General features: G+C 66.9%; 15 protein-coding genes. 11 read left to right on the top strand and 4 right to left on the bottom strand.

Features of this window, described 5'->3' with window-relative positions; genetic code table 11:
* Window positions 1–52: 52 nt before the first annotated feature.
* Both OMP44_RS05605 and OMP44_RS05600 read right to left on the bottom strand, forming a co-directional pair.
* Complete coding sequence (locus OMP44_RS05605) at window positions 53–313, bottom strand: DUF1145 domain-containing protein (RefSeq protein WP_133859564.1); 261 nt, start codon at window positions 311–313, stop codon at window positions 53–55.
* A 90-nt stretch (window positions 314–403) separates the two neighbouring features.
* Window positions 404–1063 (bottom strand): PA1041 family peptidoglycan-binding anchor lipoprotein, encoded by a 660-nt coding sequence (locus OMP44_RS05600; protein WP_280306921.1) that lies wholly within the window; start codon window positions 1061–1063, stop codon window positions 404–406.
* A 135-nt stretch (window positions 1064–1198) separates the two neighbouring features.
* Between OMP44_RS05600 and OMP44_RS05595 the strand changes: the two genes are divergently transcribed.
* Both OMP44_RS05595 and OMP44_RS05590 read left to right on the top strand, forming a co-directional pair.
* On the top strand, window positions 1199–1696 hold the full coding sequence (locus OMP44_RS05595) for a DUF6231 family protein (protein WP_187978868.1): 498 nt from the start codon (window positions 1199–1201) through the stop codon (window positions 1694–1696).
* 1 nt (window position 1697) lies between these two features.
* Window positions 1698–2171 (top strand): YchJ family protein, encoded by a 474-nt coding sequence (locus tag OMP44_RS05590; RefSeq protein ID WP_187978867.1) that lies wholly within the window; start codon window positions 1698–1700, stop codon window positions 2169–2171.
* Between the two features lie 12 nt (window positions 2172–2183).
* On the opposite strand, the gene OMP44_RS05585 is transcribed toward OMP44_RS05590, so the two are convergent.
* Complete coding sequence (locus OMP44_RS05585; protein WP_187978866.1) at window positions 2184–2744, bottom strand: hypothetical protein; 561 nt, start codon at window positions 2742–2744, stop codon at window positions 2184–2186.
* Window positions 2745–2913: 169 nt separating this feature from the next.
* Here OMP44_RS05585 and OMP44_RS05580 point away from each other — a divergent pair, with 169 nt between their 5' ends.
* Window positions 2914–3396: an LEA/WHy family protein gene (locus OMP44_RS05580; protein WP_187978865.1), complete on the top strand. Its 483-nt coding sequence runs from the start codon at window positions 2914–2916 to the stop codon at window positions 3394–3396.
* 1 nt (window position 3397) lies between these two features.
* The gene (locus OMP44_RS05575; RefSeq protein ID WP_007159125.1) at window positions 3398–3595 is read left to right on the top strand and encodes an SEC-C metal-binding domain-containing protein; all 198 of its coding nucleotides are present in this window, start codon (window positions 3398–3400) and stop codon (window positions 3593–3595) included.
* A 57-nt stretch (window positions 3596–3652) separates the two neighbouring features.
* On the opposite strand, the gene OMP44_RS05570 is transcribed toward OMP44_RS05575, so the two are convergent.
* Window positions 3653–5146: a RimK family ATP-grasp domain-containing protein gene (locus tag OMP44_RS05570; RefSeq protein ID WP_263259061.1), complete on the bottom strand. Its 1494-nt coding sequence runs from the start codon at window positions 5144–5146 to the stop codon at window positions 3653–3655.
* A gap of 139 nt (window positions 5147–5285) precedes the next feature.
* Between OMP44_RS05570 and OMP44_RS05565 the strand changes: the two genes are divergently transcribed.
* From OMP44_RS05565 to OMP44_RS05535, 7 genes are all read left to right on the top strand, one after another.
* Window positions 5286–6380, top strand: a complete 1095-nt coding sequence (locus tag OMP44_RS05565) for a GNAT family N-acetyltransferase/peptidase C39 family protein (RefSeq protein WP_263259060.1) — start codon at window positions 5286–5288, stop codon at window positions 6378–6380.
* A gap of 210 nt (window positions 6381–6590) precedes the next feature.
* Window positions 6591–7493, top strand: a complete 903-nt coding sequence (locus OMP44_RS05560; RefSeq protein ID WP_027596884.1) for an AraC family transcriptional regulator — start codon at window positions 6591–6593, stop codon at window positions 7491–7493.
* Window positions 7494–7605: 112 nt separating this feature from the next.
* Window positions 7606–8439: a glutathione-dependent disulfide-bond oxidoreductase gene (yghU, locus tag OMP44_RS05555; RefSeq protein WP_280306917.1), complete on the top strand. Its 834-nt coding sequence runs from the start codon at window positions 7606–7608 to the stop codon at window positions 8437–8439.
* Window positions 8440–8933: 494 nt separating this feature from the next.
* Window positions 8934–10118 (top strand): efflux RND transporter periplasmic adaptor subunit, encoded by a 1185-nt coding sequence (locus OMP44_RS05550; RefSeq protein WP_187978862.1) that lies wholly within the window; start codon window positions 8934–8936, stop codon window positions 10116–10118.
* On the top strand, window positions 10115–13261 hold the full coding sequence (locus OMP44_RS05545; protein WP_280306916.1) for a multidrug efflux RND transporter permease subunit: 3147 nt from the start codon (window positions 10115–10117) through the stop codon (window positions 13259–13261). Before OMP44_RS05550 ends, OMP44_RS05545 begins: the two co-directional genes overlap by 4 nt.
* Window positions 13258–16359 carry an efflux RND transporter permease subunit gene (locus OMP44_RS05540; protein ID WP_280306914.1) on the top strand — a complete coding sequence of 1034 codons (3102 nt, stop codon included), beginning with the start codon at window positions 13258–13260 and terminating at the stop codon, window positions 16357–16359. Before OMP44_RS05545 ends, OMP44_RS05540 begins: the two co-directional genes overlap by 4 nt.
* Window positions 16360–16370: 11 nt before the next feature.
* Entirely contained in the window at window positions 16371–17807 is a 1437-nt protein-coding gene (locus OMP44_RS05535; RefSeq protein ID WP_280306913.1) for an efflux transporter outer membrane subunit, read from the top strand.
* The last annotated feature ends 145 nt before the right edge of the window (window positions 17808–17952 follow it).

Raw genomic sequence — 17952 nt, 5'->3', positions numbered from 1 at the left:
ATGATAACGCGCCTGTCGTCAGGATGCGCCCGACGTTGAGGTCGCAGGCCGCTCAGGCGCCCGGCAGCTGGGGCGGCAGCCGATGAAAGGCGCCGAAGATCAGCAGGCTCAGACGATCGAGCCAGGGATGGCGGCGCAGGCGCAGGGCACGACGGCTGGCGAAGACTTCACCCAGGTGCAGCAGCAGCAGGGCCAGGGCGACCAGGGCGAGCAATTGGGGGAACGGGCGAGCGAGAGGCAGGGCGACAGCGGCGGCTGCGGCGAGCCAGAACAGCAGGAGGAGGACTTTGCCGGTGAGGGACAGGGTTTTCATGGATTCCAGCAGGAGGACGAGATGGATCGGACCATAACGCCTGGAGCCGGAAAAAGTAAAGGCGGCGGACCTAGGTCCGCCGCCGATGCATCACTTGCGGTCGATCTGGATTTCGACGCGGCGGTTGGTGGCACGGCCTTCAGCGGTCTCGTTGGTGGCGATCGGCTGACGCTCGCCCATGCCTTTCACGGAGACGATGCTGGCTGCCGGCACACCGGCCTGGACCAGGTAGTTGCTGACCGACTTGGCGCGACGCTCGGACAGACGCTGGTTGTAGGCGTCGGTACCCTTGCTGTCGGTATGGCCGGTGATCGACAGACGAGTGCTGGCGGCTTCGCCACGCAGACGACCGGCGATACCGTCGAGCTGAGCACGATCCTGCGGACTGACTTCGGCGGAATCGAAGGCGAAGTGCAGATCACGCGCGGTGATCACTTCCTGCTTCGGCAGCGGTGCCGGCGCGGGAGCCGGTGCGGGCGCCGGAGCCGGGGCCGGAGCGGGCTCCATGCGGGCGACCTGCTCGTTGCCCTTGCCGTGCACCCAGCAATAGGCGCCAGCGGTGGTACCTATGCCCAGGGCCGCCATGCCGGCGACGTTACCGCTTTGGGTAGCGCCGGCCGCACCGCCGACCAGGGCGCCGACCGCAGCGCACACCGGCCAATCGGATTTCTGTACGCCGCCCGCGCAACCGGCCAGCACGGTGCTTGCCAGGATGAGGGGTAAAGCTGTCCTTGCGATGCTCTTGCTCATGAAGGGTCTCCTATAGACCAGGTACCGCGAGTTAGGCTCGTCTTTCGTTGTAGTGCGCTGTCAGACTAATGGTGGCGTACACATCTTGACAACGCTGGTTGCTTAGTCAATCGCGATTTGATTAGGGTTCCCTTAATGGCAAACATATTCTCGTCCCGTACCCCGCAACAGGCTCTGGCAAGCCTGCTCGACCATCATCGCCCGGCACGTCTGCTCTGCGTCGCGCGTGAGCCGCTACCGGCGCTGCAGGCCTATGCCGAGGCCCATCCCCACTGCCAGCTGGTGCAGGCCGCGGTCCCCCTGGACGAGCCGAGCCTACTGGCCGAACGCTACGATCTGGTGATCCTCGCCGATTGCCTGGAACATCTGCCGCTGCGAACGGGCCGCGAATTGCTCGGCGGCCTGCGCAACCTCAACACCTCGCGGCTGGCCGTGCTGGTGGACCTGGCCGCCAGCGAATGGCAGCTGACGGATTTCTACGCCCTGGCCCTGCAGGCCAGCGAGCGCTTCGCCCGGGACGGCCAGGTGGTCACCCTGTTTAGCTATGATCTGCACGACTACAAGCAGGTCCCGGACTGGCTCAATGCCCGGTTCTGGGCCAACCCGCAGAATTTCGGCAAGTACTGGTGGTGAGATGCATTCCATGGCCCCCTGCCCCTGTGGCTCGGACCTGTCGCTTGGCGACTGTTGCGGCGCCTTTCATGCCGGCACTCCAGCGCCCGATGCCGAGCGCCTGATGCGTTCGCGCTACAGCGCCTATGCGCTGGGACTGATCGACTACCTGGTGGCCACCACGGCCCCCGCGCAGCAGGCACTGCTGGACAGGGAAGCGCTGACGGCCTGGAGTCTGGGCAGTCGCTGGCAGGGTCTGCAGGTGCTGGAGCATCGCCCCGAGCCCGGCGATCCTGACCATGCGCGCGTCAGCTTCGTGGCGCGCTGGGAGGATGGGCGCGGCGCCCATCGTCATGAAGAGCGCTCGGGCTTCGTCCAGCGCGAGGGGCGCTGGTACTTTCTCGATCCGACCGCCAGACCCCTGCCAGGCCGCAACGACGCCTGCCTGTGCGGCAGCGGCGCCAAGTTCAAGAAGTGCTGCGCCGGCTTCCTGTAGCGCTGACCGCGCCTATTCCCTGACCAGCGTCAGGTGATCGGTATCCGGGACCGCCACGGGCAGTGGCTCGGAGGCCGGGCCCAGGTCGCTGCCCACAGGCGCCAGACTCAGGTGCGACAGATCGACCCGCGACGGTGCTACCGGTGCGGCCTCGTCCTGGAGATCGGCGCCCACCGGAGCCAGGCCGAAATCCGGTGCCTGGACATCGACGAAGGCCGCCATCACAGCATCCCGTGGCGCGACCGACAGCGACCCGCGCTCGGCGGCAGACGCGGCGGTAGGTGCGGTGGCGGCTGGCTCTTGGGTCTCGACGGGTGCCGCAGCCGGCTCGCCCGTCTCGGCCATGGGCGCCACCTCGACCCGCGCCCCGGCCTGGGCCAGGGTGGCGCGATAGCGCTCGGCGGTGGCGGCGTCGAGACGATTCTTGATGATCATGCGGCGACCGGAGAAGAGCACGGCGATGCGCTGTTCATCCGCCTGAAACAGCCGCATCAGATTCTGTCGGGTCTGCTGCGCATCGGCGCCAGCGACCAGCTCGCCCTGGAAGGCGATTTCATAGAGCACGGCGGACATGACGACCTCCTCGGTCACGGCAAGAGCTGCAGGATGCAACGTCGCGCCGGAGGGGTCCAGTCCGCACGGTCGCCTGGCCCAGGCGTTTTTTTGTTAGCCTGTGCCGAAGCGGCCCCGACTTGTGCAGCAATCGGTGCTTGTTAAACTGCGCAGAAAACGGGAGTGCCGCATGCTTCGCCAGGCCTTGTTCATCACCCTGCTCGGCGTCCTGCTGAGCAGCCTTGGCGGTTGTACCTACATCGGGCGCAACTATGAGGAGCCCCAGGTCGAACTGACCGGCGTGGAGCTGATCCGCGCACGGCTGTGGAGCCAGGACTTCGTGCTGCACTTCCGCGTCCAGAATCCCAACGACAGCACCCTGCCCGTGCGCAGCCTGGCCTATACCGTCTACCTGAACGATCTGCTGCTGTCCCAGGGCACCGCCAACCTGCATTCGTCGGTGCCGGCCAACGGTCAGCGCAGCTTCTCAGTGCCGGTGCAGACCAATCTATGGCGCTATGTGAAGGACGTCGGTCGCATGCTGGAAGACCCCAACCAGCCGATCAACTATCGGCTGCGCGGTCGGGTGAAGACCGGCTGGCTGTTCGGGCGCAGCGTCCATTTTTCTCGCCAGGGGCAGTTCGTGCCTGGCGCCTACATCCCGGAGTTATGAGATGAACCAACACGTCCACGGTCCCGATTGTAATCACGACCATGACCACGATCATGGCCATGCGCACCATGTGCACGGCCCGCACTGCAACCATGGCCCGGCCCAGGAGCCGGTGCGCAATCCGCTGAAGGAAGTGGGTCGCAACGATCCCTGCCCGTGCGGCAGCGAGAAGAAATTCAAGAAGTGCCACGGCGCCTGATCGCGCCTTGAGCGACGGGTGAGGCCCTGCCCTCACCCGCTCCGCGACCCTGGCGCGTTACCAAGGCTGTCCGCCGCGTTGCGACTCCAGCCGCCGGATGAATTCCTCCAGCACCAAGGCGTAGAGATCGTCCTTGAGCACCAGGTCCTCGACCCCGCAATCGATGTTGGGATTGTCGTTGACCTCGATCACCGCCAGCTTGTCGCCCGCCTGCTTGAGATCCACGCCATAGAGACCATCGCCGATCAGGTTGGCGGTGCGTACCGCCAGCTCGACCACCGCATGGGGCGCGTCCTGCACTGCCAGGGTACGGAAATCGCCACTGACCTCGGTGGCGCTGGCGCTGTGGTCGTAGATCTGCCAGTGCCCCTTGGACATGAAGTACTGGCAGGCGAAGATCGGCTCCTGGTTCAGCACGCCGATGCGCCAGTCGTATTCGGTGTAAAAGAACTCCTGGGCCAGCAGCAGCACCGAGCGTTCGAACAGTTCGGCGCTGGCCTTGCGCAGCTGCGCCGCGTCCTCGACCTTGATGACGCCGCGGGAAAAGGAGCCGTCGGGGATCTTCAGCACCAGCGGAAAGCCCAGGCGCTCGCCGAGGTCTTCGAGTTGACCGGGATTGTCCTTGTAGAGGATCTCGGTCGCCGGCATGTCCAGCTTGTGGGCGCGCAGCAGGTCGGCCAGATAGACCTTGTTGGTGCATCTCAGGATGGAACGTGGATCGTCCATCACCACCAGGCCCTCGCTTTCGGCCTTCTTGGCGAAGCGATAGGTGTGGTGGTCGATGGCGGTGGTCTCGCGGATGAACAGGGCGTCGAATTCACCCAGCCGTGCGTAATCCTTCTTTTCGATCAGCTCCACGTCCAGCCCCAGGTGCTTGCCGACGCGCACGAAATTCTTCAGCGCCTTGGCATCTGACGGCGGAAAGGCTTCCTTGGGGTCGTGCAGGATGGCCAGGTCGAAACGGTATTTTTCGCGCCGCCCCGGCTTGAGCCAGACGCGGCGACTAAAGCCGTCGAGGGCGTTGGCGAATTGATCTTCCTGCTGTTCGTGCAACTTGTGGATGCTGCCCAGCTTGAGGCCGCCGATGTGCCAGCCGGCGCGATCGCGGCGGAATTCCACCAGCAGCAGTGGACAGGGAAAGGCCTCGAACACCTGGCGCGCCAGATCCTGCAGGGGCGCGATGTCGGTGTTGCCGAAATAGAGCGTGAGGGTGAAGCCGTCGGCGCTGCCATAGGGATGACCGGCCAGCGCCTTGGTCAGCAGCTTGTCCAGGTCCTCCAGCGCCAGGCCATAGAGCGACTTGCGCGCCAGTTCGCTGATGGTGCGCACCGAGGGGATGACCTTGTGCCCCCGGGCTTCGGCGAGCAGCGAGCAGTAGTAGCCGTGGCCGAGGTACTTCTGGCTGCGGCAGAGATTGATCACCTGCACGCGTTTGCCATTGTCCTGTTCGTTGGATTGTTCCAGGTATTCCTGGGCGGTGATGACGTCTTCGCTGGGATAGTAGGACGACCAGTCTTCCTTGCGTTCCACGACGATATACAGCTTGCTCACTGGACCTCCTGGTTGCGGGGCGTGGTCGCGGCGGAAACCCGGATGCCGCCGGACCACTCCAACTGTTGTAACGCGGGTGCTATTAACCGTTGCTTAACCATGCCAGGCTGCCCGCTCTGCTCCAGGAGAATCCTTCGCGATGAGTTTCACACTCAGGCCCGCCGGGCTGGACGATCTGGCGGCGCTGGTCGATCTGGAAGCGCGCTGCTTCAGCTATGACCGCCTTTCCCGGCGCAATTTCCACTACATGCTCACCCGGGCGAACGCCGTGCTGATCCTGGCGGAAAATGACCGCCAGGTGGCGGGCTACGCCCTGGTGCTGTTCCACCAGAACACCTCGCTGGCGCGGCTCTATTCCATCGCCGTCGATCCCGCGGCGCGCGGCCATCGCCTGGGCCAGCGGCTGCTGGAGGCTGCCGAAGCCGAGGCGGTGGAGCGCGATTGCGCCTACCTGCGTCTGGAAGTCCGGCCGGACAACGCCGCCGCCATCGCCCTCTACGAGCGCAACGGCTATCTGCCCTTCGCCACGGTGGAGGACTACTACGAGGACCACAGCCAGGCCCTGCGCTTCGAGAAGCGCATCCGCCAGCCGCGCGAAGGCCAGGCGCGCCCGGTGCCCTTCTATCGCCAGACCACCGATTTCACCTGCGGTCCGGCCAGCCTGCTGATGGCCATGGGCGCCCTGCAGCCCGGTCGCCCGCTGGAGCGCCGCGAGGAATTGCGGCTGTGGCGCGAGGCCACCACCATCTACATGACCGCCGGGCACGGCGGCTGCGGCCCTCATGGCCTGGCCCTGGCCGCGCTGCGCCGGGGCTTCAGGGTCACACTGCAGGTCAATACCCGGGGCCCGCTGTTCCTCGACGGCGTGCGCAGCGAAGAAAAGAAGGAGGTCATGCGCCTGGTGCACGAGGACTTCAGCGCCGAGATCAAGCAATCGCCCATCGAGCGCCTCTACCGGACGCGCCTGGACATCGCCCACTGGGTCAACCAGGGCGCCTTCCCGCTGGTGCTGATCAGCTCCTTCCGGCTGACCAAGGCCAAGGGACCGCACTGGGTGCTGGTCACCGACTGCGACGAGGACTTCGTCTACCTGCACGATCCCGATGTCGACCACAGCCAGCACCGCCGCGAACTGGACTGCCAGCACATCCCGGTGTCCCACGCCGAGTTCGACAAGATGAGTCGCTTCGGCCGCGGCAAGCTGCGCGCAGCGGTGATCCTGCGCACAGGCTGAACCCTGAGGCTTGTCTGAAAAGTCGCCGAGCGAAGATGAGGCAAGGCAAAAATCGGCGAGGAAGCGGAGTTTACGAGTGGTAAATGAGCATTCCGAGCTGATTTTTAACGCGGCATCATCGATGCGCAGGCATTTTTCGGACAAAGCCTAGGTTGCGCAGGACGTCTAACAGGGCCAGGATCAAGGCCAACAAGAACGACGGGGCGGTCGATGAGTCAGTCCTTGCGCAAGCGCAATCCCTCCTACGAATTGATGGAGGACCTGAGCGGTCACTCGGTGATCTATCGGGAGCATGGCTTTCCCTGCCCGCTGGTGCGCTGGCATTTCCACAAGGAATACGAGCTGCACCTGATCGTGGCCAGTTCGGGGACCGCCTTCATCGGCGACTACATCGGCAACTTCTATCCGGGCAGCCTTTTCCTTACCGGTCCGCATCTGCCGCACAACTGGATCAGCCGCGTCGCCGAGGGCGAGGTGGTGGCCAAGCGCGACATGCTGGTCAACTTCACCAACGAGACGGTGGACAACGCCACCGCGGTGTTTCCCGAACTCAGCGGCCTGGCGCCGCTGCTGGAGCGCGCCCGCTACGGCATCGAATTCCAGGATCCGCAGCTGATCGCCCGCGCCGAGGCGTTGCTGCAACAGATTTCGGAGAGCGGCGGCGCCACCCGACTCGGTCATTTCCTGGTGCTGATGGAGGCACTGGCCACCTCGGAGCGCTATCAGCTGCTGTCGGGCAGCGTCGAGCCGGCCACGGCCAGCGAGCAGGCCGTGGATCGCACCAACCGGGCGCTGAATTTCATCTTCGATCACTACCAGCGTGATTTCACCCAGGAAGAAGTGGCCGAGCACCTGGGCATGACGCCCACCTATTTCTCGCGTTTCTTCCGCCAGGCCACCGGGCGCACCTTCGTCGAATTCGTCAACAGCCTGCGTATCAGCAAGGCCTGCGAGATGCTCTCCCACAGCAGCATGCCGGTCACCGACATCTGCTTCGAGGCCGGCTTCAACAACATCTCGAACTTCAATCGACGCTTCCACCAGCTCAAGGGCATGACCCCGCGCCAGTACCGCACCCTGACGGTACAGCGCCTGACCGAACAGAACGCCTGAGCGGCTTTCCTTGATCCGGTTTGTTGCCAGCGTGAGAGCCACTGAACAGACCTGCCGCAAAGTTCGGTTATGATCGAACTACCCATCCGTGCCGACCGAGGACAGAGCCACCATGAGCGACCCCTACACGCCCCCATGCGTCTGGACCCCCACCACCTCCGGCGGTAACTTCGCCAGCATCAACCGCCCCATCGCCGGACCGACCCACGACAAGGAGCTGCCGGTCGGCGAGCATCCCTTCCAGCTGTATTCGCTGGGCACGCCCAACGGCATGAAGGTGACCATCCTGCTGGAAGAGCTGCTGGCGGCCGGACATGGCGACGCCGAATACGATGCCTGGCTGATCCGCATCAGCGAGGGCGAGCAATTTTCCAGCGGCTTCGTCGAGATCAATCCGAATTCCAAGATCCCGGCCCTGGTGGATCGGCGCGGCGCCGAGCCGCTGCGCGTCTTCGAGTCCGGCGCCATCCTGCTCTATCTCGCCGACAGCTTTGGCGCCTTCATCCCGAAGGATCACGCCGGTCGCACCGAGACGCTGAACTGGCTGTTCTGGCAGATGGGCTCGGCGCCCTTCCTCGGCGGCGGCTTCGGGCATTTCTACGCCTATGCGCCGGAAAAGCTCGAATACCCCATCAACCGCTACGCCATGGAAGCCAAGCGCCAACTCGATGTGCTCGACCGCCTGCTGGCCGAGCGCAGCTACGTGGCCGGCGAGGACTACGGCATCGCCGACATCGCCATCTGGAGCTGGTACGGCAACCTGGTGCTGGGCCAGTTGTACAACGCCGCGGAATTCCTCGCGGTGCAGGACTATACCCACGTGCAGCGCTGGGCCCAGGCCATCGCCGCACGGCCGGCGGTGCAGCGCGGTCGGCGGGTCAATCGCACCTGGGGCGAGCCGGGCGAGCAACTGGCCGAGCGGCATTCGGCGGCCGACCTGGATTGACGCGGGGTAGACGTCAGCGGAGCCGTTGGGTTCGCTGATCGCGGCCATGGGCCGCTCCTACAGAGGCTTGATGTTTCCGTAGGAGCGGCCGCATCGGCGGACTGCCATGGCCGCGATAAAGACAGTTGCTGCTACGAAAGGGGCGACAGTTGATCCCGATTTTTTGCCAGGGTGATGCAGATGAGCGCCTGCTCGAAAAGCCCTCTCGCCACCAGGCCCAGTGGAAAAGGCTGCGCCGTTTTCCACGCTACTGCAGTGCTCGGCCGCAACCTATTTGCCACTGGCGCGGAACCTGATCGCGAGTGACCGGAGCTGAAGCCGCCATAGCCCTGCGCGGCCCCTGGCCAGCTCTAGATACCGAACCGGACCCAAAGCGCTCGCCAACTCCTGCGCGAGCGTCTGGACTACCCCATTAGCAGGCGCTGAGCGCCTTTCCATATTTCCTGCACATTTGCCCAGCAGCCTGACTTCCATCTCAGTCAGGTCTGGCAGGCATGAGCAGGAAATCCCGCATTCTCGTCGTCGTTGTCTTGGTCGGTGCCGCCGTGGCGCTGGGGCTGGTGCTGCACGGGCGTTCGACCAATGCCGGCAGCGCTGCGCATGGCAGCCAGGGTGGCCGGGCCTGGGGCGCGGCCGCGGGACAGGGCCAGGCGATCACCGTGGCAGTGGGCCAGGCCGGGCATGCGGATGTGCCGGTCACCCTCACCGCCCTGGGCACCGTGGTGGCCAACGCCAGCGTCACGGTGACCACCCGGGTGGCCGGTCAGCTGGAGCAGGTGTTCTTCACCGAAGGTCAGCGGGTGAAGAAGGGCCAGCTCCTGGCGCAGATCGATCCGCGGCCCTACCAGGCCACCCTGGATCAGTATCGCGGTGACCTGGCGCAGAACCAGGCGCAACTCAAGAGTGCCCAGCTGACCCTGGAACGCTATCGCCGGCTGGTGGCCAAGGATTCCCTGGCCAAACAGGAGCTGGACACCCAGGTCGCCACTGTGGGCCAGTACCAGGGCGCGGTGCAGGCGGACCAGGCGCAGATCGCCGCCGCCCAGTTGAATCTGCAGTACGCCCGCATCATGGCGCCGCTGGAAGGCTATGTCGGCCTGCGCCTGGTGGACCCGGGCAACTACCTCGCGGCCGGCGACACCACCGGCCTCGTCAGCATCACCCAGACCGATCCCATCGCCGTGACCTTCAGCCTGCCCCAGGCGACGCTTGCCAGCCTGCTGCCCAAGGTCCGCCAGGGCCAGGCGCTGCCGGTCACCGCGCTCGGCCAGCTGGACGGTACGACGCTGGCCGATGGCGCGTTGAAGTTCATCAGCAACGAGATCGACACCAGCACCGGCAGCCTCAAGCTCAAGGCAGTGTTCGCCAACCCGGAAGAGAAGCTCTACCCCAACCAGTTCGTCAACGTGCGCCTGCAGACCGACACCCTGAAGAACGCCGTGGTGGTCCCCGCCGCCGCGGTGCAGCTGAGCAGCGACGGCAGCTTCGTCTATGTGGTGGGCGCCGATGACAGGGTGCAAAGACGCAGCGTGACCGCCGGGCCGGCACTGGGCGAGCGGCTGGCCATCACCCAGGGACTCGCGGGCGATGAGCGGGTGGTCATTCGCGGCATCGACCACCTGCGCGACGGCGCCCAGGTCCGCGTGGAAGGCGCGCCGGCGGCGGATGCCCGCCGATGAATCCGTCACGGCTGTTCATCCAGCGACCGGTGGCCACGGTGCTGCTGATGGTGGCGGTGCTGTTCGCCGGCCTGCTCGGCTATCGCCTGCTGCCCATCTCGGCGCTGCCGGAGGTGGACTATCCCATCATCCAGGTGACCACCCTCTACCCCGGCGCCAGCGCCAAGGTGCTGGCCACCGCAGTGACGGCGCCGCTGGAACGCCAGCTGGGACAGATGGCCGGCCTGGCGCAGCAGTACTCCACCAGCTCGGCCGGCGCTTCGGTCATTACCCTGAAATTCGATCTCAGCCTGTCGCTGGACGTCGCCGAGCAGGAGGTGCAGGCCGCGATCAACGCCGCCAACAGCTATCTACCGGACGACCTGCCCAATCCGCCCACCTACAAGAAGGTCAATCCCGCCGACGCCCCGGTGCTGACCCTGGCCGCCACCTCCGACAGCCTGCCGCTGACCCGGGTGCAGGACCTGGTCAGCAACCGCCTGGCGCTGAAGCTGTCGCAGATCTCCGGGGTTGGCCTGGTGAGCCTGGCCGGCGGCCAGCAGCCGGCGGTGCGCATCGATGTCGACCCCAAGGCCCTGGCCGCCCACGGCCTGACCCTGGAAGACGTCTACACGGTGGTCAATGCCGCCAACGTCAACGGCTCCAAGGGCGGCTTCGACGGCCCCGACCACTCCATTACCATCGACGCCAACGACCAGTTGCGCAGCGCCGCCGAGTACGGCGAGCTGGTGCTCAGCTATGCGCAGGGCGCCGCCCTGCACCTCGAGGACGTGGCCACGGTCGCAGAGGCACCGGAAAACGCCTATCTGCAGGCCACCGCCAACGGCCGGCCGGCCATCGTCATCAACATCCAGCGCCAACCGGGGGCGAACGTCATCGGCGTGGTCGACGCCATCCAGAAACAGTTGCCCAAGCTCCGGGCCGCCCTGCCCGACAATGTCCAGCTAACGGTGCTGGCCGATCGCACCCAGACCATCCGCGCCTCGCTTGCCGACGTGCAGTTCGAGTTGCTGCTGTCCATCGCCCTGGTGGTGATGGTGACCTTCCTCTTCCTGCGCAACCTCACCGCGACCCTGATTCCCAGCCTGGCGGTGCCGCTGTCGCTGGTGGGCACCTTCGGGATCATGTATCTCGCGGGCTTCTCGCTGAACAACCTGACGCTGATGGCCCTGACCATCGCCACCGGCTTCGTCATCGACGACGCCATCGTGGTGGTGGAAAACATCGCCCGCCACCTGGAAGAGGGCGAGCCGCCGCTGCAGGCGGCGCTGCGCGGTTCGCGGGAGATCGGCTTCACCATCATTTCCCTGACCTTCTCGCTGATCGCCGTGCTGATCCCGCTGCTGTTCATGGGCGACGTGGTGGGTCGGCTGTTCCGCGAATTCGCCATCACCCTGGCGGTGGCCATCCTGGTCTCCATGTTCGTCTCCCTGACGCTCACGCCGATGCTCTGCGGCCGGCTGCTGCAGCACGTGCCGCCGGAGCGCCAGAGCCGCTTCGCGCGCTGGGGCGAGCGGCAATTCGAACGCCTGGTAGCGGGTTACGACCGCACCCTGAGCGTGGTGCTGGACCATCAGCGGCTGACCCTGCTGGTGGCCGTGGCCACCGTGGCGCTGACCGCCCTGCTCTATCTGCTGGTGCCCAAGGGCTTCTTTCCCGGCGAAGACACCGGGCTGATCGTCGGTTTCACCCGCGCCTCCCAGGATGTCTCCTTCGACGCCATGGCCCGCCGCCAGCAGGCGCTGGTCGAGCAGGTGCTGGCCGATCCGGCGGTGGCGACGGTCACCTCGACCCTCGGCGTCGACGGCAGCAACGCCACCCTCAACCAGGGCCGCCTGCAGATCCAGCTCAAGCCCTTCGACGAGCGCAGCGAGCGGGCGCCGGCCATCATCCAGCGCCTCAAGCAGGGCGCCGCGGGCGTCGCCGGTATTCGCCTGGACCTGGTAGCCAACCAGGAGCTGACGGTGGACGACCAGCTCACGCCCAGCCAGTACCAGTTCACCCTGGACGATGCCGACGGCACCCGGCTGGCCGCCCTGCTGCCGCGGCTGATGCCGCGTCTACAGGCCCGGCCGGAATTGCGCGACGTGCTCGACGACCTGGAAGACCAGGGCCTCACCGCCCAGGTGGAGCTGGACCGCGCCGCCGCCGCCCGTTTCGGCATCACCGCGGCCGATGTGGACACCGCGCTCTACAACGCCTTCGGCCAACGGCTGATCTCCACCATCTTCACCCAGGCCAACCAGTACCGGGTGGTGCTGCAGGTGCCCGGTGCCTTCCGGCAGACCCCGGCGGCCTTCGGCGACATCTACCTGGCGCCGGCGACCACCGCCACGGCCAGTGGCACCAGCAGCAGTACGACAACGACCACCAGCACCCCCAAGGGCCTGGTACGCCTCACCGACATCGCCCGCATCGAGCAGCGCCCGGGCCCCCTGTCCCTGACGCGCCTGGGGCAATTCCCGGCGGTGACGCTGTCCTTCAACCTGGCTGACGGCTATTCCCTGGAGCAGGCGCAGCAGGCCATCGCCCAGAGCATGGCCGAGGCCCAGGCACCGAGTAGCGTCACCCTGAGGTACCAGGGCGCGGCCCAGGCCTTCCAGCAGGCGGCGGGCAATACCCTGTGGCTGATCCTGGCCGCGGTGGTGGTGATGTACATCGTGCTGGGGGTGCTCTACGAGAGCTTCATCCACCCGGTGACCATCCTTTCCACCCTGCCCTCGGCGGCCATCGGCGCCCTGCTGCTCCTGCTGCTGACCGGCACCGAGTTCTCCCTGATCGCCCTGATCGGCGTGGTGCTGCTGATCGGCATCGTCAAGAAGAACGCCATCATGATGGTGGACTTCGCCCTGGAGGGACGCCAGCAGCTGCACCTGGCGCCGCGGGAGGCCATTCACCGCGCCTGCCTGTTGCGCCTGAGACCCATCCTGATGACCACCCTGGCCGCCCTGCTCGGCGCTCTGCCGCTGATGTTCGCCAGTGGTTCCGGCGCCGAACTGCGCCGGCCGCTGGGGCTGGTGATCGTCGGCGGGCTGCTGGTCAGCCAGGTGCTGACGCTCTACACCACGCCGGTGATCTACCTGGTCTTCGATAGCCTCGGCGAGCGGCTGGGGCGGCGCTGGCAGCGGAGCGGCGGACGATGAATCCCATCCGCCTGTTCGTGCTCAAGCCGGTCGCCACCCTGTTGCTGAGTCTGGCGGTGCTGTTGCTCGGCCTGCTCGGCTACGCCCGCTTGCCGGTGGCGCCGCTGCCCAAGGTGGACTTCCCCACCATCGTGGTCACCGCCAGCCTGCCGGGCGCCAGCCCCGAGACCATGGCCGCCACCGTCGCCACGCCGCTGGAGCGCAGCCTCGGCCAGATCGCCGGAGTCACCGAGCTGACCTCCAGCAGCAGCCAGGGCGCCACCACTCTGATCCTGCAATTCGACCTGTCGCGCAACATCGACGGCGCCGCCCGCGACGTCCAGGCCGGCATCAATGCGGCACGCAGCCTGCTGCCCAGCGGCATGCCCAGCCTGCCCACCTATCGCAAGGCCAATCCCACGGAATCGCCGATCCTGATGCTGGCGCTGACCTCCAAGACGCGCAGCCCGGGCGAACTCTATGACCTGGCGTCGAGCATCCTGCAGCAGAAGATCGCCCAGGTGCAGGGCGTCGGCCAGGTATCGATCCGCGGCAGTTCGCTGCCGGCGATCCGCATCGACCTGCAGCCCCAGCAACTGGCCCATGCCGGCATCGCCCTGGACAGCGTGCGCGCGGCCATCGCCAACGCCACCACCCATGGCGCCAAGGGCGTGCTGCATGCCGAGGGCCAGACCTGGTCCATCGAAAGCAACGGCCAGCTGGAGCAGGCGGCGGACTATGCGCAGCTGATCGTCGGCTACCAGCAAGGCGCCGCGCTGCGGCTGAGCGACGTGGCGCGGGTCTACGCCACGGTCGAGGACGTCTACGTCAGCGGCTCGCTGAACGGCCAGCCCTCGGTGACCCTGGGCGTCACCCGCCAGGCCGGCGCCAACATGCTGCAGACCCTGGACGCCATCAAGGCCCAGCTGCCGGTCCTGCAGGCCCTGGTGCCGGGTGACGTGGACCTGGTGCCGGTGATCGACCGCTCCGCCAGCATCCGCGCCTCGCTGCACTCCACCGAGGAGACCCTGCTGGTGGCGATGCTGCTGGTGATCGCGGTGGTGTTCGTCTTCCTGCGCGACCTGCGGGCCACCCTGGTACCCGCCGTGGCCCTGCCGCTGTCGCTGATCGGCACCTGCGCGGTCATGTACCTGCTGGACTACAGCCTGGACAACCTGTCGCTGATGGCGCTGATCATCGCCACCGGTTTCGTGGTGGACGACGCCATCGTGGTGCTGGAGAACGTCACCCGCCACCGCGAGCTGGGTCGCGGTCCGCTGCGCGCGGCACTGATCGGCAGCCGCGAGGTGGCCTTCACCGTGCTGTCCATGACGCTGTCGCTGATCGCCGTGTTCATCCCGCTGCTGCTCATGGGTGGCATCGTCGGCCGGCTGTTCCGCGAATTCGCCGTGACACTCAGCGTGGCTCTGGTCATCTCCATGCTGCTGTCGCTGACCCTCACCCCCATGCTCTGCGCGCGGGTACTGCGCGAGCGCTCACCCGAAGCAACGGTGCCGGCGCTTTATCGGTGGATCGAGCACGGCCTGGCGCGCCTGCAAGGCGGCTATCTGCGCGGCCTGGACTGGGTGCTGCGGCACCCGCTGCTGACCCTGGCGAGCCTGGCGCTGACCGTGGGGCTCAACGTCTACCTCTATGTGGTGGTGCCCAAGGGCTTCTTTCCGGACCAGGATACCGGGGTGGTGCTCGGCGCCATTCGTGCCGACCAGAGCATCTCCTACCAGGCCCTGGCGCCCCATGTGAAGGAGATCGCCGCCCGCTTGCGTGACGATCCCGACGTGGCGGCGGTGATGGCCTCCACGGGCGGCGGCATGTTCGGCTCGCGCAACTCGGCGCAATTCTTCATCCGCCTCAAGGACTACAACGAGCGCCAGGACAGCGCCCAGCGGATCGCCAATCGCCTCAGCCAGCTTGGCAGCCGCCATGCCGGCATCCAGCTGTTCCTCATGCCGGCCCAGGATCTGCGGGTCGGCGGGCGCAGCGCCAACGCCACCTATCAATTCAGCCTGCAGGCCGACGACCTCGACGAACTGCGCCGCTGGACACCCAGGGTGGAAGCCGCCTTCAAGACCCTGCCGGAACTCACCGGGGTGGATTCCGATGCGCAGAACGGCGGCCAAGAGGTGCGCCTGGAGATCGACCGCGCCGCGGCGAGTCGCCTGGGGGTGAGCGTCAAGGACCTCGACACCCTGCTGGACAACGCCTTCAGCCAGCGCCAGGTGGCCACCCTCTATCGCACCCTCAACCAGTACCACGTGGTGCTGGGGCTGGCGCCGGCCTACACCCAGGACCCGGAGGTGCTCAAGCAGCTGTACGTGGTGACCGGCAGCGGCGTCCAGGTCCCGCTGGCCGCCTTCGCCCGCTTCGCCGGCGGCAATGCCCCCCTGGCGGTGGCGCACCAGGGCCAGATGGCGACCAGCACCCTGGCCTTCAACCTGGCCGACGGGGTATCTCTGGAGCAGGCCCAGGCGGCGATCCAGGCGGCGCTGGTCAAGGTCGGCCTGCCGCGGGAGATCCAGTCCGGCTTCCAGGGCACCGCCCAGGCCTTCGCCACCCTGGTCGCGCAGATCCCCTGGCTGGTGGCCGCGGCCCTGGCGGCCATCTACCTGGTGCTGGGCATGCTCTACGAGAGCTACATCCATCCGCTGACCATTCTCTCCACCCTGCCCTCGGCCGGGGTCGGTGCGCTGTTGCTGCTGCTGGCCACCGGCACCCAGCTGACCCTCATCGCCCTGATCGGCATCCTGCTGCTGATCGGCATCGTCAAAAAGAACGCCATCTTGCTGGTGGACTTCGCCCTGGTCGCCGAGCGCGACCGCGGCCTCTCGCCCGAGGCCGCCATCCGCGAGGCCTGCCGGCTGAGATTCCGGCCGATCCTGATGACCACCCTGGCGGCCTTCTTCGGCGCCCTGCCGCTGGCGCTGGGCAGCGGCGGCGACGATGCCCTGCGCCAGCCCCTGGGGCTGGCCATCGCTGGCGGCCTGGCCCTGAGCCAGGTGCTGACCCTCTTCACCACCCCGGTGGTGTTCCTCTGTCTCGACCGCCTGAGCCGCGCCAGCCGCCGGTTCTGGCGCCAGCATCTGCGCCGCGCCGCGGCCTGAAGGTAACGACCATGCCGCTCCCGCGCCTCCTGCCCCCGCTGCTCCTGCTGACCCTGCTTGCCGGCTGCACCGTCGGGCCCGACTACCAAAGGCCCAGCGCCCCGCTGTCGACGCAATTCAAGGAGGCAGCTGGCTGGAAGGCCGCCCGCCCGCGTGACGATCAGGCCAAGGGCGCCTGGTGGCAACGCTACGACGATCCCCAGCTCAGCGCCCTGCTGACCCAGGTGGCGGTCTCCAACCAGAACGTCGCCCAGTACCAGGCGCTCTATCGCCAGGCACGCGCCCTGGTCCGCGAAAGCCGCGCCGAGACCCTGCCCAGCGCCACCCTGGACGCCAAGACCACCCGCAGCGAAAACGCCAGCAGCAGCGACAGCGGCAGTACCAGTGCCGGCGGCGCCACGGTCAGGAACGCCGACAGCCTGAGTCTCGGCCTGAGCTGGGACCTGGACCTCTGGGGCCGGCTGCGCCGCACCCTGGAAGAAGACCGTGCCAGTGCCCAGGCCAGTGCCGCCGAGCTGGCCAACGCCACCCTCAGCGCCCAGGCGGAACTGGCCCAGGACTACTTCCAGCTGCGCGTGCTGGATCGGCGCCTGACGCTCTATGAGCAGACCCTGGCCGATTACCGCCGCTATCTCGCGGTGATCCAGAACAAGTACGACGAACAGCTCGCCTCCCGTGCCGATCTCGCCCAGGCACGGACCCAGCTGGAGAGCGCCGACGCCAATCGGCTGGCCCTGACCACCCAGCGCGCCCAGCTGGAACACGCCATCGCCCTGCTGCTGGGCAAGCCGCCCGCGGACTTCGCCCTGGCCGCCGATCCCCGGTGGCAGGCCCGGCTGCCGGACATTCCCGCTGGCCTGCCCACCGCCCTGCTGGAGCGCCGCCCGGACATCGCCCAGGCCGAGCGCCAGGTGGCCGCCGCCAATGCCGCCATCGGCGTGGCCACCGCCGCCTACTACCCCGACCTGACCCTGAGCGCCAGCGGCGGCTACCAGAGCAGCCTGCTCGGCGAGCTGCTCAAGACGCCGAGCCGCTTCTGGTCACTGGGACCGACCCTCTCCGGTACCCTGTTCGATTTCGGTGCCACCCGCGCGAGCGTCGGCCAGGCGCGCGCGGCCTACGACGCCAAGGTGGCCAGCTACCGGCAGACGGTGCTCACCGCCCTGGGCGAGGTGGAAGACGACCTGGTGGCGCTGCGCGTGCTCGGTCCCGAACTCGCCGCCCAGCGCCGCGCCGTGGCCGCCGCGCGTGACTCGGCCAGCGTGACCCGCGACCAGTACGAGGCCGGCATCATCGACTACCTGGACGTGGCCACCACCCAGGCGACCCAGCTGAGCCAGGAGCAAAGCCTGCTGCAACTGGAATCCAGCCAGCTGGTAACCAGCGTGCAGCTGCAGATGGCGCTGGGTGGCGACTGGCAGGCCGCGCGCCTGGCCGACGCCCCCTGATAACCTGTTCTCGATCTCGCGAGCTAGAGACAAACAAGGCCTAGGCGGCCCCACGAAAATAGCTGAGGAAGCGGAGTTACAAATAGTGAATGAGCATTCCGACGGAGCTGGCCTTCCAGACCATTTTCAACGCCGTTTGGCCGAC

It is taken from the genome of Pseudomonas flavocrustae (assembly GCF_029872515.1).
In the GTDB taxonomy this organism is placed as follows: domain Bacteria; phylum Pseudomonadota; class Gammaproteobacteria; order Pseudomonadales; family Pseudomonadaceae; genus Chryseomonas; species Chryseomonas aestiva.
This window is presented reverse-complemented; position numbering and strand designations above follow the sequence as displayed.